The sequence below is a fragment of the Streptomyces sp. NPDC052496 genome (genome assembly GCF_040679095.1).
GTDB lineage: Bacteria > Actinomycetota > Actinomycetes > Streptomycetales > Streptomycetaceae > Streptomyces.
The window spans coordinates 23,910-39,898 of the sequence record NZ_JBFAUH010000016.1 but is presented as its reverse complement, the minus strand read 5'-3'; the positions used below and the strand labels follow the sequence as shown (position 1 = coordinate 39,898).

Here is a 15,989-nt window from a genome sequence, read left to right as displayed (position 1 = left end):
GTGACCCCTGGCCGCGGGCCGCCTCACCGGTACATGATCACCTGTCGGCTCATCCTGCCCCAGCGGCGGGCGGAGGAGAAGGACCCGGAGCGGAGGACCATGACACGTGCGGAGCAGGCCGAGGGCATCACGGAGGACGGGGCGGCGCCGGACCGCGCGCCGCGGGAGGTGTCGCAGCTGCGGCAGCTGGCCGCGGCGTCGGTCGGCAACGCCGTGGAGTGGTACGACTGGTTCCCCTGCACGGACGCGCAGGCAGCCTACTTGAGCGCCCCGGACCTGCATCAACGCAGGTCGGCGTAGTTGTATGAGCACTCACTCATGTGCAGGTGTGGCTGGGTGTCGCCGCGTCTGGCCGGATCGATGCTGACTGCTTGCTGACTTACCTGACGGGTAGTCAGGTGCGCTGTGAGTGTCTGAGGTGAGTCGTTGCGAGGGCGCAGGTTCTCGCTCTTGATGCCAGGCGGTCTCGATGAGGCGGTCGCCGGTGAAGGTTCATCCGTGGCGCGTAGCGCTACGACTTCTGGAGAGGTTGGCGTGGCGTAATCGCCGTGCCCATAGACGGGGAGATTCGGATCATGACAGCTTCCAGAAAAGGGCCCGCGTCCGAGAATGGGTCAGTTGCTGCTACTGATGAGGCGTCCCGTGCGGGTGCTATGACCCCTCCGGCGCGTCCTGTGCGGCAGTTGTTCGCCGCCTCGGTCGGCAATGCGGTCGAATGGTATGATTGGTATGCATATACCTTTCTTGCCACGTACATCGCCGCGCAGATCTTCCCCAAGAGCGCGTCGAACTCGCTGGTGCCGCTGCTGTCGACGTTCGCGGTCTTCGCGGTGGGGTTCTTCATGCGGCCCGTCGGCGGGCTGCTGATGGGTGCGGTCGCCGACCGGCGTGGGCGGCGTGCGGCGTTGACGGTGACCATTTTGCTGATGGGCGGCAGCAGCCTGCTGGTCGGACTGACGCCGACGTACGCCGCCGCCGGCGTCCTCGCGCCCGTTATCCTCGTCCTCGCTCGGCTGCTGCAAGGGCTGTCGGTAGGCGGTGAGTTCGCCGCGTCGACCACGTTCCTCGTGGAGTCGGCCGGGCCCGGCCGGCGCGGACTCTTCTCCAGCTTCCAGTACGTCTCGACGACCATCGGACAGCTCGTCGCGTCCGGCATTGCGGCGCTGCTCGTCGGGAATCTCACGCCCGCGACCATGGACAGCTGGGGCTGGCGGGTGCCGTTCGTGCTGGGCGCGGTCCTGAGTCTCGTGGGCTTCTGGATCCGGCGCGGCGCGCAAGAGACGCGCAGCGAAGAGCAGGCGAAGGCACCCCGCCCCGGCCTCTTCGAGGCGCTGCGCCGCCATCCGCGCGAGTCGCTGCTGATCTGCGGGATCACCGCGGGCGGCACGCTCGCGTACTACACGTGGACCTCGTACCTGCCCACGTACGCCGAACTCAACGCCGGGGTGGCGAAGTCGGACGCACTGCTGGCCGGCACCCTCTCGCTCACCTTCTTCGCCGTGCTCCAGCCCCTCGCGGGCCTCGCGTCCGACCGCTTCGGTCGCAAGCCGCTGCTGCTGATGTTCGGGCTCGGCTTCGCGCTGCTGAGCGTGCCGCTGCTGCGCGCGCTCGACGACTTCTTCGCCACGCTGCTGCTCGTGCAGTGCGCGGGCATGATCCTGCTGAGCGGCTTCACGGCCATCTCGGCGGCCGTGAACGCGGAGACCTTCCCGGCCCGGGTGCGCGCCGCGGGCATCGGCTTCCCCTACTCCCTGACCGTCGCCCTCTTCGGCGGCACGGCCCCCTACATCGGCACCCTGTTCAAGGACCTGGGACAAGCCGGCCTCTTCCCCGTGTACGTGGCCGTGCTGTGTCTGGTCTCCTCCGCCGTCTACTTCCGACTGCCGGAGACCGCCCACCGGCCGCTGGAGCGGTGAGGGCGCGGGGCACCGGGACCAAGCCTCCCCTGGCGTGCCGGATTATCTCCGGTTGTTGATGTGGCGGATAGTGTTGACTGCTGTGCCTCCGAAAGTGGAGTGATCGCGATAACGAGCGAGCAAGGGGAGGGACGAGTGGTCCCCTACACGGGCGAGCAGGCGCAAGACAGTGGTGGTGCGGTCGGAATTTTTGGGGTGCGGGAGGAGTGAGGTGAGGCGATCCGGGGCGTGCAACCCATGGTGAAGAACGGTGCGGGCTTGGGAGGGGAAGGCATCGATGATGCGTCCGAGCGCGCTCGCGCGGAAATCTCGGGCAAACATGGCAGCGTACTGGAACTGCTGGAGAGGATCTACGGCAGCGTCCAGGAGAGTAGTGGTGAGCTGCTCCCACATCTGTAGGCAGGTTGTGTACTGCTCATCTGTAGTGAGGCCGGGGCGGTGAAGCCAGAACAGGATCCTTCCGTAACAACGCCATGCGTCGGCGTCTGCCCCTTGGTGATTGTTCAGGAGCGGGGGAGGGGAGGACAAGTGAGCCGCACAGCCTTCGATGCCGAGCAGGTAGCAGCTGACGGCATCCTGGATGAAGGGTCCATCATCTAGGCGCGAGGCCCAGTACTGCAGGGCCGGCAGTGCGGACGGGGCTTTCGCGCGCACGAGCTCTTTGAGGACGACGTCCGTGAAGAGGGTGGCGTCGCCCTCCTGCACCGCGAGGGTCAGCAGGGCGTGGCGCGAGGCGGGCTCAAGTGCGTCGATCGCTTCGATGAAGGGCGCGGAGATCACCTCCTCGAACTGACTGTTCACGATCCTTCTGGCCGAGGTATGGGCTTCGGGACGCTGGGGATGGGCGAGGAGATGGGTGATCTCCTCGGCGATGTCGTCGACCGCGTAGGGTGAGGTGAGCTGACCGTAGCTGTGTAGGACCTCGACAAGCGTCGTGGAAACCCACGCGTCCCTCGTATGCACGCCCTTCAGCCGCTCGATAATTTGGCTCTCCGTCTCCTCGTCCGCAATGTTGCGGATGCCTCGGAGCAGGTCGAGGGCTGCGAATTGCAGATGATGGGCGCCAGTGGCCCACGCCCGGCTGAACAATGCCGGCGCGAGGGCAGCTGTCCGGGCGTCGTCAGTCCAGCGCAACAGAATGCACAGCAGCGTGGTCAGCGCGACGTCGTCAGCCCTCAACGACGCAATCCATGTCCGGAGGCTGGTAGCTGCTACAGGCTCGTGGCGATTGTATCCACCCTTCGGCCAAGCCAGCCGGGCCGCGTGTGTGATCACCGCTGCGGGAAGTGATGTGCCGCTGGCAGGGACGATCGGTCCGCTCAAGGACGCGGCGATCAGTCCCGCCAGGTGAGAGGGTGGGAAGCCCTCTTCCGTGCCGCGCCGGAAGGCATGGTCGGTCTCCTGCATGAGTCGGCTTAGTGGCTCCAGCAGGCGCCCGTCGCGGGCGGTCGTTCCGATGGCCTCGAACATCGCATGCTCGTATTCGCTCCAGCGGCGACTCGGCTCGATGGCGTATCTGATGTCGGAGGCCCACGTGACCGTGCTCACGGCCATCGCTTCGACTGCCTCTTCCAGGCAGCGTCGGGCCTCTGCCAGCACCACTTGGTCGGCTATTGGCCCCAATCGCCCGAGCAGCGCCTCGGTGAGCACCCCGGCGTCGGCCAGCCCCGGCAGCAGACCGCACACCACATCCGGGTCATTGTGCAGCGCGATGGCCCAGGCTGCCAGCTCACGGTGATGCGGCCGCCGAAGCTCACCGGACAGCTCTGCCACGCTCGCGCGTGACCACATTAGAGCCTCGGCAGAGAGCAGCTGGGCGTACCACTCATGCCGGAACTCGACCCGCTGATGTCGGACGCGTACCACAGGCGACCTCAATGCCTCGTCCACCACGCCCCCGGCCGCACCGAGCCCAACCAATACTTGAGCAGCGCTGCGCTGGGCTTCTGCCAGTGGTAACCGTCCCGTGAGTCGTTCGTCCATCAGCATTGCCCAGCGGTGCAGCACCTGCCGCAGGGCCGTAGGCTGCAACGCCTCCTGTAGTTGCTCGCTTATGTAGGCGTCCAAGAGGGCGGCCCGGCCAGCGCCGGGCGGCAGAAGCTGTGACAACTGCGCTGCCAAAGAAAGCTCGAAGGCGGTGCTGAACGCCTTGCACTCGTCTTCGACGCCCTCAGCCGCCTCGGGACGTACTCCGTAGGTCTGCAATAGCGCAGCGCGTTGCTCTGGGTCCGGATCGACCGTTCTCAGCCGTACACCGCGGATCACCGCAGGCACGTGGACGAACTCGTGGCTGGTGGACACCACTGTCGCCTCGGTGCGGCGACACCACGCACTGACCTGCTGCATCAGCCGATCCTGGAACCGGCTGGGACATTCGTTGATCGCGTCCACCAGCAGAGCCACGGGGAGCCGACTCGAACGGGCAGCCTCTACAAGAGAGTCCACCGTGTGCGAAGTGAATGGGGCCACGCTTTCGTCCAGGCTGTCCTCCAGTCTGCCCTGGTACACGCCGGCTCGCAGCAGGATCGGCAGCCAACCAACCTGAGCCAGCCCTAGAGCAGTGTGGGCCAGGGTGTGGCTCTTGCCCGTTCCTGAGCCACCGGCCACCTGGACATGACGCCCAGGCCGTAGCCAGATCGAGAATTCGGTCGACGACAACCTCTCTGGCCCGTCCTGATTCTGCAGCGTCAGCGCAACCAGTTCGTGCAAATCCCCGGTCAAGTACGCACCAAGGTGGGCCAGGTAATCCTCCAGTACCTGGCCCGCGGGCGCACTGCTGCTGTCGGCCTCCGGTTCTTGGCCGGGCAAGGGGCGACAGAACACTCGCATCGTTTCCGCGCCGAAGAACCGCCGCACGAGGTCCGGCAACTCAAACAGCATGTCGGACAACTGCTGTCGGCCCCACAGCTCGATGACAAAGTCCTGATGCTGCTCGCGTAGCCGTGTCAGTTCCAGGTCGACCTTGGTGTCGCGGACATCAGCAGTGGTGACGACTACGAGACGCTGAGCACCAAACGGCCGGCTTCCATCGGCATACACAGCCACAGCCCTACGGAGATCAGCAGCAGTGAACTTCTCATACCTCTTGGCCTGATACACCGCGGCGGGCTGGGAGGCGAAAAAGGCCACGACGTCGACGCCGTCCTGGGCTTGGCCGCTACGCCCGAAGGGCCGGGCCTCAAGAGCATGGTCGGCCTGGACCGCCAACGCGACTATCAGATGCTCAAGAGTTTCCCAGGAAAGTTCGTGCGTACGAAGCAGCAACGGCGCCGTATCCGTCAAGGGTGACGGCGCCGGCACTGCCGGGTCCTGTTCCAAGCCGTCTGGCTTAAGGGCAGCATCACCGTCACCGACATTGTTCGCGTTCGACACTGTGCCCCCCCGTGCCAGATCCGCGGGAGACCCCTCCGCGGCCTCCCGCCAGTGCTTTCCGTAGGCTCCGGAGACGTTCCGCGATGTACGTCGCCAGACTGCTCAACCTACTGCACTCGCCCTGGAGATGTGCGTTTGCCTGAGGTGATACCCAGGTCGCGGAAGATCTGTTCTAGGGATCGTGATCACGTGACGGCCCTTGGTTGCCGCAACGGGCATGGGCCTGCCAGCCGTCAGCGCGTAGGCGCTTCGTCAGCTGGAGTGATCATCGAAGTCCAGCATCACTCCCTCCCGGGCCGTTCAGCCTCAGTACCGGCCCCATGGCGATCGAGGTCACGGACCACGCCGAAAGGAGTCCTCGGCGGGGCCTTGGGGAAAGTCTTCAGGCACCAGCACGGGTGCTGTCGCGGTGGGCGCGCCGGCGCCGCTCTGGGGTGCCCACCCGCCTCTTGTCGTGGGCCGGAAGAACAGTTCAGCATTTCGTGGATTCAGGGAAGCGTGCACCCCTGTAGGGTGTTGACCATCGCTCCAGAGGCCGAGGCGCTTGCACGCTTCGGTCGCGCGCTCGCTGACCCCATCCGTTGCCAGTTGCTCCTGGCGTTGCGGAACGCCCCGGCCTATCCGTCCGATTTGGCCGAGAGGATCGGGACCTCCCGCACGAGGTTGTCGAATCACCTGGCCTGCCTGCGCGACTGCGGCCTGGTTGTCGGGGCCCCTCACGGGCGCCGCACTCGTTATGAGCTCGCCGACGTCCGCCTCGGTCATGCGCTGGACGACCTGCGGGCCGCGGTCATCGCCGTTGAGTCCGACCGCACATGTGCCGACGCGGAGACGAAGGGCTGCTGCTGACCATGGCCTCACTATCCCTCGGCCCGTCCCCGGCCCGGTGCGATGTTCTGGCGAGACGAATACGGCTGTTGGTCGCCGTGACGATCGCCTACAACGTCATCGAGGCACTCGTTGCCCTCATTGCCGGCTCACACGCCTCATCCACCGCCCTGATCGGCTTCGGCCTGGACTCCGTCATCGAGGTCTCCTCGGCTGCTGCCGTAGCCTGGCAGTTCTCCGCCGGCGACCACGCCGTACGTGAAGCCCGTGAGAAGACCACCCCGCGGATCATCGCGGTCTCCTTCCTCGCGCTCGGCACTTACGTCACCGTCGACTCCGTGAGGACGCTGGCCGGCGCCGACGCGGCCGACCCATCCGTCCCCGGCATCGTGCTGTCCGCCCTGTCGCTGGCGATCATGCCGTTCCTGTCCGCCGCCCAGCGGCGAGCCGGTCGCGAACTGGGCTCCGCGACCGCCGTCGCTGACTCCAAGCAGACCCTGCTGCGCACCTACCTCTCCGCGGTCCTGCTGGCTGGGCTGCTGGTCAATCTGCTGACTGGGCCTGGGCCGACCCGATCGCTGCGCTGGTGATCGCCGCTGTCGCCGTCAAGGAAGGCCGCGACGCCTGGCGCGGAGACGCCTGCTGTGGCCATTTGCCTAGCGTCTCCTCCGGCCCCGCAGCCGCTGCCTGCGGCTGCCGGCCCGGCTGTACCTGCTGTAACTGACCACCGACGGATTCGCCCTCATCGCCCGTTAACGCGGGCTCGTATCCCGCAGAAAACTCCCATGGTCAAGCGAGCTTCTGCCGGCGTCGCGATTCGCGCAAACCGAGGCCGGTGTGCTGCAGCCTCGCTTCGGCGCTCTGTTGAATGTCAGTGGTGGTTCCTATGGTAGAGAAATGGCGAATGGGGTGTGGCACACCGGATACGGCATAGAGATCAATCTGTCCCTGCCTGACCTTGGTCACCCGGACCGCCCGGATCTGCTCCGGGAGATCACCGCGAGCGTCGCCGAGCGTGACCCGCAGTTGCTTGAGTGTCTCGCGCATCATGAAGGGCGCGAGTGCCTGTCGGAGTCGGGCGGTAAGCCCCCGTGGATGTTCGTGCGGCGAGGACGAGTCGGCGGCCGCCGACCACTGGTCGCTTCGCACCTTCCGATCACGCACAGAGCGACGCCGGCGGAGAGCGCGCAGCACAAGGCCACGAAGGAAAGGATCGTCGAGACGGCGTCGAGGTCCGGCCTCGGTGCCGTGGCCGAAGCGTCGACCGCGAACCGTCGGACCATCTCCGACGCTCTCGTCACCGGCCCCGGGGGAAGACGGATCGGCTGGGAGATCCAGTACCACCACCTCAGCCCCAGCAGTGTGCACCGCCGGTCCGTTAACGCCGTGCAGCACCAGATCACGCCGCTCTGGGTGGCGAAGGACCGTACGGCTTCCCTCATCGATCGGGCACCATGGGCCCGTGTGGACGACATGCCGTGGAGGGACATCGCCGGGGGCAAGGAGATGGTGATCCGAGGCGGCTATCGCTACCTCCAGGTCTGGAAGTGCGTGACCAGCTGTGACCGCCACTGTCCGGTCAACGAGGGCGCCGGTCACTGCGGAAATGTCCATGCCGAGTGGTTCCTGCCCGCGCTCTGTCAGCCGGAGAAGAAGCCGGTGCACCTCGAAGACCTCGTGGTGTCGAGCGCCACGGGCGAAAGCGTCCCGGTCTACGTGCCCAACCGTGGCAACGGCCGGGCCGGCCGCCATATGTGGGTGCCGGCGGCTGACTGCGAGCGCTGGCAGGCATTGGTCGGCGAGAAGGTGCCCCTTCCTCTCGCGCCGGTGCAGGAGGAAGACGACGAGATCACCTTCGCCGAGCAGGAGATCGACCGGATGTGCCGCGCCGGTGAGGAGGGACAGTTCGGCAGCGACGCCCGGCCCATCCGGGATATGGGTCAGCCGACGGGTGGTGTCACGCTTCCTCGGATGCCGGTGCAGCATTCTCGGACGTCGACGCTGATCACTTTCGTGGAGCGGGCCGCAGCCTCTGCCGCCCTGGGCTGCCCGCCATGGGAGTTGGGGCCGTGTGCCGAGTGCGGCCAGCTGATGCGACGGTACGGGCGGAACGCGGCGATGTTCTGTGCGGTCTGCCGCGCCGTGCTCAACGGGCGGTGACGGTGCGCGCTCTTACCAGTCCTCGTCGAGTCGTTGGCCCACCGCAGCTGGACGTTGCTTGATCGAACGCAAGCAGGTGATCGGCGGGCAGCCAACGCAAGGCCGGGACCGACCGACCCCGGTAGTCTCCAGCCGACTGACCTGCTGACACCGAGCAGGCCCGCGACAGCCGGCCGTTCCAGGGGGAACGATGCTCTGGGGCAACCGCACTGCGCCCCTTCGACGAGGCGAGGGTGGACCGCATGGGAAGGAAGCCACCCGAGCGAGTGAAACCCTGATTCGCTTTCTAGGCCCCGGCTAGACGCAAATGGCCTGATCAGAATGGGTGGGTCAGTCCCGGATATCTGACGCGCCGACTCAGGTGCTTGCGATCGAGTCTTCAGGACTCCGACATCATCACTTCCGTCACACAGAGCTCTCTGTCAAGAACACTCAGTAAAGTGAGATGGAGGAGTGACGGTGCTTGATGCCGTTATGAGCCGACGCCGGACCATGCTGGTCAGCGCTACGATCCGCCTCGGATACGCGTGGATGGTCCGACGCCAAGAAGCCAGGGCCTGGCGCGAAGTCATGAGTATGACCGGGGTGGTCAACTCCATCCTCGGTACTGGCCGTGAGGCCTTGACACCGGCCGAACTCGTCGACCAGCTTTCACGGCACCCACTGCGGCGAATCGCTCCGGAAGTCTTTGAGGACGACCCGCTTGGTCGAGTCACGGTCCTGGAGTGGGGCGAGATCAGCGACGACGTCTACTTCGACGGATGCTCGGCGATCGTCGAGCTGCTCGAGAAAGGCGATCGTGGTCGTGGCTGGATGCCCACGTGGACGTGGCTGCAACACGAGATCATCCAGAACGAAGCGTTCCTGGGACTTAAAGTCGGCGCGAGCAACGTGGATTACGTGGTCCGCCGACGGTTCCCGATCGAGCATCCAGCCGGCGAACGGGAGACTATCGCGGACCAGTGCAGTGATGCGGGGATTCTGCCTCCGGTCCGCTACGTTCCCCTCCCGCCGGACCGTGCCTATCAAGGGCGGTACTGGTGGCCGTGCCCGGAGTGCCGCTGGCCCATGCGGGTCAACGGGACAGCGGTGCGCTGCAGCTACCGGGCCCACAACGCCGCCTACTCCTTCCGTAACCTGGTCAGAGGCCAGCCTCCCAAGCTCCGTCCGCGTGATGACACGGTGCGCAGACAGCCCGCCGCCAAGAACGTGTGTGCCGAGGGCCCTCGTCAGACGGTGTGTGTCGAGTTCCCGGTATGGCGCTACATCGTCGTTCCCGGCATCGAGGAACTCAGGCTGTACAAGCGCTGGAACGGCAAGCCGCCCCTGAGCGTTGAGCTATGGCCTCGCCAGGACGCCTACGACATCAAGTTCGCCATCGACGAGCCGGGCTGGGCACTGGCAATCGACCTCAAGGACGTTGCCAGTGCCTCCGCCCTGGCAGATGAGGTTGTCAGAAAACCGCTTGCAGCGAAGACCATCGTCCTCCCGGACCACCGCGGCACGGCGCAGCGCGCGGAACTGCAAGATCTCCTGCCCGACTACACGGTGCTGATGGTCGAGGACGTGAACCGGATCGTGAAGAAGAAGCTTGCTGAGGCGAGGAGCGCCCGATGATCGACGTACGCGAACGCAACGGTCTCGGAAGGGGGCAGTTCCGACTCCTTTCACGCCTCGTCGCCTGCGCCTGTGCCTGCGCACAGGCGTACTTCCCAGAGGGCAGGGCGGGCACCACGCTGACGGCCGCCCACTTTTTGCTCACCGGCAAGTACGACACCTGGTCGGCCTTCGCCTCGCTGCCCCTGGACGATCAACGTCGCCTCAGTCGACTGCTGGCCCATAGGGCGAACCCCCTCGCGAACGACACCGCATTTCGCGAGTACGCCGGCAGCAGCTTTTTCGAGAGGAACGTGCCCGGTTTCCGGTTGCATGAGAGCGGTGAACATGTGGTCGCGCATCACGGTCTTGAGCCCCGTGCCTGCGCTGACCAGCTGCTGAAAGAGATGGATGATATCCGGGCGGCTCAGCTGATCACCAGCCCGATCGCGAAGCCCGGTGAGTACACCCACACACTGCGGGTGCCCATGGCAGGCCGACAGAGCGCACCCGTGCTCGCCTACTACACCTTCGAAGAGCACCAGGCGCCGCCACAACCGTCACCGGTACGGCTGCCCATCGCTCCGGGACTCGCGGAGGCCGCGCTCAAAATTGAGCCTTTCCTGCAACTCAACACAGAACTCGATGAGGTGACAGGTAAGGCATTCCGGGCTGAGACCCTCACCCCGTTCTTCGAGAATATGCGAACTGCACGGGGGGAGGCAGTCAAGCGCATCCTAAGACTGCAGGCGGGGCCGACAAGCGTGCTGAGCGCCCCCACGGGCTCGGGTAAGAGCGTGCTGCTGCGGAGCTACGCGACCTGGGCTGTACAAGAGGGTCACACAGTGGCCTTGGTCGTCGATACCAATGCCAATGCCCTGAAGCTCGCCCATGCGATCGAACAGGATCTGGAGGAGTGGGGTGTGCGAAAACGGCTGGGGGCCGAGGCATCAACGGTGGTAGTCCCGCTAATGTCGCCGAACAGCCTGATGCGAGAACTGGATCGAGCGGTCAAGGGTGCCCAAGACCCGGAGTACGTCGACTGGGTCTTCGCCCGGATCGGCTATTCCTGTCAACTGCCTGCATGCGCCTCGGTGGACGAGGCAGTTGACACATGGGTGCCCGGCGGAGAGCCCTGCACGAAGCTGACCCCCGTACGTCCAGAGCGAGGCGAACCCTACCGGAGTATGCCGGCCCCGAGGATCTGCCCCTTCCGCCAGGGTTGTGGCAAGTTCCGCCTGGCCCGACAGGCAAGTTCCGCGCAGATCATCGTCACCACGCACACCAACCTCTACGAGGGACGCATGCACATCCCCCTGGAGACCGACGACGGGGTGGTGGACGAAAAGAACAGCGTGGAGAAGTTCCTCATGACACGCGCCCAGGTCATCCTGATCGATGAGCTCGACGCCTTCCAATCGACAGTGATGGACCGCTCCGGGCGGGGGCTGACACTGGCATGGGGCGATCGTGGGCACGATCGCCCACTCCTGGAGACGGACACCCAGCTCGTCAGCGCCTTCAACCGGCTGCCCGCAGCTCTGGAAGAGCGGGCACGCTCCAACGTGTCGGAGTGCAGGCGCCTGGCCGAGACCTACACCATGCACCTGGCACGAGGAGACCTCACCCTGAGCGAGCAACTCCCGGACGACCCGCACCACAAACCACGCAAACACCGAGGCGGCCGTCGGTGGATCGTTCCCCAACGCTGGGACGGGTGGCTGGGCAGACACCTCGCCGCGTTCCTTGCCGACGACGTCGCCCAAGTGTCCACCACCCCCGAACCACAGCAACCCGCAGGCGCCGCCGTGCTGCTGGAATCCGTGTACGACAACAAGATCGCCACCCACCTCCTGCCCGCGCATGTCCGCGAATTCGCGCAAACAGTGCGCTCGATCACCACCGCCGCTGACGCTGCCGGGATTTTGGAAAACGCCCGCGGGGAGCTGTTCGAGATGCTGGCCTCCTGGATCCCCGCGCCGAAGACCCGAGCCGCTGTGATCGACCGGCTGGTACGCAGAATGTTCCTCGTTCCCCTGAGGGACATGCTGTACAGCTTCGTCCACGATGCCCCACAGTTGGCGCTCGCTGGCGTCCCGGCGGCAGAGGAGATTGCCCAGGCCCTGGGCGGTTACGAAAATTGGAGGGCCATCCCGCACGGACCGCTCGGGCGACTGGTGTTCGCCTTCACCGAGGACCACAACCCTAAGTCCCCACACGAGACCAAGCTCAGTGCTGCCGCGTTCGGCGGTGACCCGCACCGCTACATCACCTCGCTGGGGCAGACCACCGCGCTCGCTCACTCGGGGCACCCGAGAGTCGTCCTCGGCTTGTCGGCGACCGCCTATACGCCAGGCGCACACCGGCACCACATCCACACCCGGCCCCAGTTCATCGTGCCGGACGAAGGCTCATCGGTTGTGATCGACGCCCGCGCCATTCCCGACCTGACCGGCGAAATGATCCGGATCTCGGGGCTGACCGGTAAGAAGAGACGTGAGGCCACGAGAGAGCTCGGCATGAAACTGTGGAGCGAGCTCTCCCGGGAACTCGAAGGGCTCGCCGCAGACGACCTCCCTGGTATTCAGGACGCGATCCTGCTCGCCACGACCTCCTATCAGAGCTGCCGAGACCTGGCCGAAGGGATGCGCGCCGCCGGCGCACCGCCGGGCCTGATCGCGGTAGCAGTACGACCTGACACGAACACCGAGATGATGCCTGAGCCGACAGCCGAGGACCGGCCTTGGATCGAGATCGCTGGCGACCAGTTGGAAGACTTCGGCGCACTCGCGCACGCCCGCATTCTCATCGCCCCACTCAAGCGAGCTGAGCGCAGCCTCAACATCCTTACCCCCGGCGAGCGCCGCTCCCGGATCGGCTCCATCTGGCTCGCGGTACGCCCGATGTCGATCGTCGACGACCCCGACGAGCTGCTCGCTCACGTGGGAGCCAGAGCCCTCGACGATCAATACCTCGACGACCAGCCCTGGCGCGCACTTGCACGATCCAAACAGGTCTCTGGCCAGTACTTCGACGAACTGCTCAGCAGCGAGCGCTATTTCAGCGCGCTGCCCCGCCGGGCCAAAAAAGCCATCGCGGCCGAGCTCATCGCCTCCATCATCCAGCTGGTCGGACGCGCCCGCCGTGGTGGCACACCCGGCCGGATCCGGCTCGTCGACTACGCCTTTCTGGACCCGAAGGGCAACTCCGACCTACCCAATCTCATCCGGCAGCTCCGTGGTGACTGGGGTCGCTCCGGTGAACTCGACACGCTGCTCACCACGAACGGCGAGGCCCTACGAGCCTTCTTCAAGTTCGCCGACAACCACTCAGTCACTGCTGATTCCCTGGATACCGCATGCTGACTTCCTTGGCCTACCTCCTCGACCCCAAGCGTCTTGGCTCCGTCGTGCTCTACAAGCTGAGCGAGGACTTCGCTCAGGCATGGAGTGAGCTGCCCCGCTACCGAGACAACGACACCTCCAAGCCGATTCGGCCCGCCTACGCAGGACTCGCCACAGCACTCTCCGCTGTGACCAACCAACCCGTCGTGATCATGCCGGACACCATCGTGCCGCCCGATGACGACCTCGCCGTTCGCGCTGTCCTGGCCACCACCAAGCCCATCGCTCCACGTCTGCTCACACGGGCCATCCGCAGCTGGGAGCAGCTCATCCGCGGCGGCGTCGACGAAAACGCCCTCGCCCCGCTCCTGGCGCAGGGCGAGATGGTCAAGCCCAAACTCGACACCTTCATCCGCGACGCGGGCACCGGCCGACCGCGCGCGCCGCAGTGGTTCTACCGAGTCGCCGCATGGAACTTCGCCGCAACGCTCGCGCGCGCCCCGCTCCACCTGCCCGGCGGCGTGGCAGACGCGGGTCAGCGTCTCCACTGGCTCATGGACACCAGAGGCAGTCTGCTCGCGTGGAGCCATGTACTGGAAGGCAAGACCGAGAGGCCGGCACGGGTCGGCTACGCGATGCACAAACTCGACTTCCGGGTCATCACGCTCCCCGGCGAGCCTCGGGTCGGCATTCACGTGCTACCGACGTTCAGCAGGCTGGCCACCCACTGGGCCGGCACTCGCACCGCGTTCGTTCAACGCGGAAAGAACACCGTGCTTCGCCTTCCTGTCGGCCACCGCCGCACCGAGGAAGGTTGGGAACCCTACGCTCGCAACTTCGCGGCCCAGGTCGTCGCGGCCTGCAACCTTGAGGCGATCGAACTCGGCACCAACGAGACCCTGGCCAAGGTGAGTGGACCGGTGCGCGCCTTGGTTCCCGGCCCCACCGAGCATCCGCTGGGAAAGGGCACGGGCACTCGCTTCAACCTCCATCTGGCCAACCACGTCAAGGAGGCCACAACCAAGCTGAAGGCTGAGCAGGTCACATATAAACGAACGGACGTGGAGGTAGTCCGCCACACGAAGGGGCCAGTCCTACGGAAAGATCTCGATCACGCGCTGAGCGGCACCGGTCAGGACCGCGTGCGAATCCTCGCCTTGTACGACGCGGAGTACACACGCGAACGCATGATCGCTGCTCTAAGCCCGTACCTTGAGGAACTCGAACAAGCCAAGGAATGGGTCGACACCTGCGATCACCAGCTCACGGACAAGCTCTGGGTCCAATTTCGGCGCATGCCTGCTCTGGTCTCCCCGGTACCAGTCGATTGGGACCGCGAACTCGGCTTCCTCGCCCCCCTTGCGAAGACTGCGCTCACCGGCGTATGGGTCGAAACACTCTGGAATCCGAAGAAGCGTACCGCTCGCAAGAGCCAACAGTCCGACATCTATGATCCGAAGCGTGATCTCCGCCGGAACTTTCACCTGCGAGGCGTGGTCTCCCAGTTCATCGCTCAGCGTCCGCGCCCGAAACCGCCCAAGCCCGAAGGCGAAGACTGCCTGCCTAAGGACCTTGAGGCCGGTGCCGAGCTTCAGCCACCCGAAGCTGACGACGCCCCCGCGCCCGAGGAGGGTGAGGAGGTCAAGAAGCCGAAGCAGCGACGGCCCCGGCTGGACTATCCGGCGATCAACGGGTTGCGGGACCTGACGTTTCGCCTGGGCGCGGTGGACGGACGTCTCGCCGAGGGTGTCGCGCTCGATCACCCTGCGATTCTTGTCGGCCTACACCTGCGCCAGCAGCGGGTCAGCCAGAGGTTCGGCGCTGCCGACAAGACCCAGATGGTGGAGGTCCTCACGGCCCTGCACACCGATCCGGATCCGCGCCAGCCCTGGCGACTGGAGATGTACAGCCGCCGCGATCATGCCTGGCTACCGCTTCCGCAAGGAGAGGCTTCCTTCGGCGCCGGACCGATCGGTGTCGATCAGCACGCTCGCCACAAAGAAGGCGCTGCCCTTGTCCGTGAACACATTAATGCGGCGCTGCGGATTCTCCCGGGCCAGACACCCCTCATCATCTTCGTAGATACAGAGGCATGCCGGACCATCTGGCCAGGGTTGCAACATGCCCAATTTGGTGAAGGCACGCTTCCCAGCGAGGGGCTCGATGACAACGGACGCTCGGTTGCCGTGGTCAGCATTAACACGTCGTACGGCGAAGTACCCGCCCCCGTCGACCGCGCCGACGCCCGAGGTCGGCGCGACCCGGCTCGGCCACAAGCCCCCGACGACTGGCTGCACGAACGGACCACAGCCACAGGGGTGACCAGCTGGTACTTCGCCCAGAAGTCGCGCAGCTACGACGGCTTCGGCCAGTCCAGCATTAATGGCAGTACCTGCACCCGGTTCACGATCCCGAGCCATCTCAAAGAGACACTGCTGCGCAAGGACTGGCACAGCTTCACCGCTACTCAGATCACCGTGCCGAAGCCCGGCCAGCACAAGGCGAAGGATCTCGCCGCACTGGCCGCAGCACTGTGCCATCAGTCACTTGCCTGGGACGCCCGCACCCGCCATCCTGTACCACTCCACGTTGCTGGAGCGGTTGATCGAAACCATCCCGAATACCGTGGCGCCAGCTTCGAAGCCGAGGCCGACCAGCTCGGCGAGGAAGTTCCCTGATTGCTGAGCGCACCGCAATGTCGGTGGGCTGCTTCCGATCAGATGGACTCGGCTCGTGATATCGCATGTATCCGGCCACGCCAAATCGCACTCAG

At 65.6% G+C, this 15,989-nt stretch carries 8 protein-coding genes and 1 pseudogene; 8 read left to right on the top strand and 1 reads right to left on the bottom strand.

Annotation, left to right across the window (positions count from 1 at the left end):
* Nucleotides 1–99 precede the first annotated feature (99 nt).
* Entirely contained in the window at nucleotides 100–300 is a 201-nt protein-coding gene (locus AB0L45_RS21830; protein WP_365842297.1) for a hypothetical protein, read from the top strand.
* A 353-nt stretch (nucleotides 301–653) separates the two neighbouring features.
* Complete coding sequence (locus AB0L45_RS21825; RefSeq protein ID WP_365842295.1) at nucleotides 654–1,916, top strand: MFS transporter; 1,263 nt, start codon at nucleotides 654–656, stop codon at nucleotides 1,914–1,916.
* 42 nt (nucleotides 1,917–1,958) lie between these two features.
* On the opposite strand, the gene AB0L45_RS21820 is transcribed toward AB0L45_RS21825, so the two are convergent.
* Nucleotides 1,959–5,288: a hypothetical protein gene (locus AB0L45_RS21820; RefSeq protein ID WP_365842293.1), complete on the bottom strand. Its 3,330-nt coding sequence runs from the start codon at nucleotides 5,286–5,288 to the stop codon at nucleotides 1,959–1,961.
* A gap of 513 nt (nucleotides 5,289–5,801) precedes the next feature.
* On the opposite strand from AB0L45_RS21820, the gene AB0L45_RS21815 reads away from it, so the two are divergent.
* The 6 genes and pseudogenes from AB0L45_RS21815 (at nucleotide 5,802) to AB0L45_RS21790 (ending at nucleotide 15,894) form a co-directional block, all read left to right on the top strand.
* Nucleotides 5,802–6,137: a metalloregulator ArsR/SmtB family transcription factor gene (locus AB0L45_RS21815; RefSeq protein ID WP_365842291.1), complete on the top strand. Its 336-nt coding sequence runs from the start codon at nucleotides 5,802–5,804 to the stop codon at nucleotides 6,135–6,137.
* 2 nt (nucleotides 6,138–6,139) lie between these two features.
* A pseudogene (locus AB0L45_RS21810) lies at nucleotides 6,140–6,840 on the top strand (cation transporter).
* Between the two features lie 173 nt (nucleotides 6,841–7,013).
* Nucleotides 7,014–8,276: a hypothetical protein gene (locus AB0L45_RS21805; protein WP_365842289.1), complete on the top strand. Its 1,263-nt coding sequence runs from the start codon at nucleotides 7,014–7,016 to the stop codon at nucleotides 8,274–8,276.
* Nucleotides 8,277–8,729: 453 nt separating this feature from the next.
* Nucleotides 8,730–9,893, top strand: coding sequence for a hypothetical protein (locus tag AB0L45_RS21800; protein ID WP_365842287.1), 1,164 nt, complete (start codon nucleotides 8,730–8,732; stop codon nucleotides 9,891–9,893).
* Nucleotides 9,890–13,237, top strand: coding sequence for a hypothetical protein (locus AB0L45_RS21795; protein ID WP_365842285.1), 3,348 nt, complete (start codon nucleotides 9,890–9,892; stop codon nucleotides 13,235–13,237). The genes AB0L45_RS21800 and AB0L45_RS21795 overlap by 4 nt, the downstream gene beginning before the upstream one ends.
* On the top strand, nucleotides 13,231–15,894 hold the full coding sequence (locus AB0L45_RS21790; protein WP_365842283.1) for an RNaseH domain-containing protein: 2,664 nt from the start codon (nucleotides 13,231–13,233) through the stop codon (nucleotides 15,892–15,894). The genes AB0L45_RS21795 and AB0L45_RS21790 overlap by 7 nt, the downstream gene beginning before the upstream one ends.
* Nucleotides 15,895–15,989 lie beyond the last annotated feature (95 nt).

Bases quoted from the DNA above. Each gene is read 5' to 3' on its own strand.
- AB0L45_RS21830 (WP_365842297.1), top strand. From the start codon at position 100: ATGACACGTGCGGAGCAGGCCGAGGGCATCACGGAGGACGGGGCGGCG.
- AB0L45_RS21825 (WP_365842295.1), top strand. From the start codon at position 654: ATGACCCCTCCGGCGCGTCCTGTGCGGCAGTTGTTCGCCGCCTCGGTC.
- AB0L45_RS21805 (WP_365842289.1), top strand. From the start codon at position 7,014: ATGGCGAATGGGGTGTGGCACACCGGATACGGCATAGAGATCAATCTG.
- AB0L45_RS21795 (WP_365842285.1), top strand. From the start codon at position 9,890: ATGATCGACGTACGCGAACGCAACGGTCTCGGAAGGGGGCAGTTCCGA.
- AB0L45_RS21790 (WP_365842283.1), top strand. From the start codon at position 13,231: ATGCTGACTTCCTTGGCCTACCTCCTCGACCCCAAGCGTCTTGGCTCC.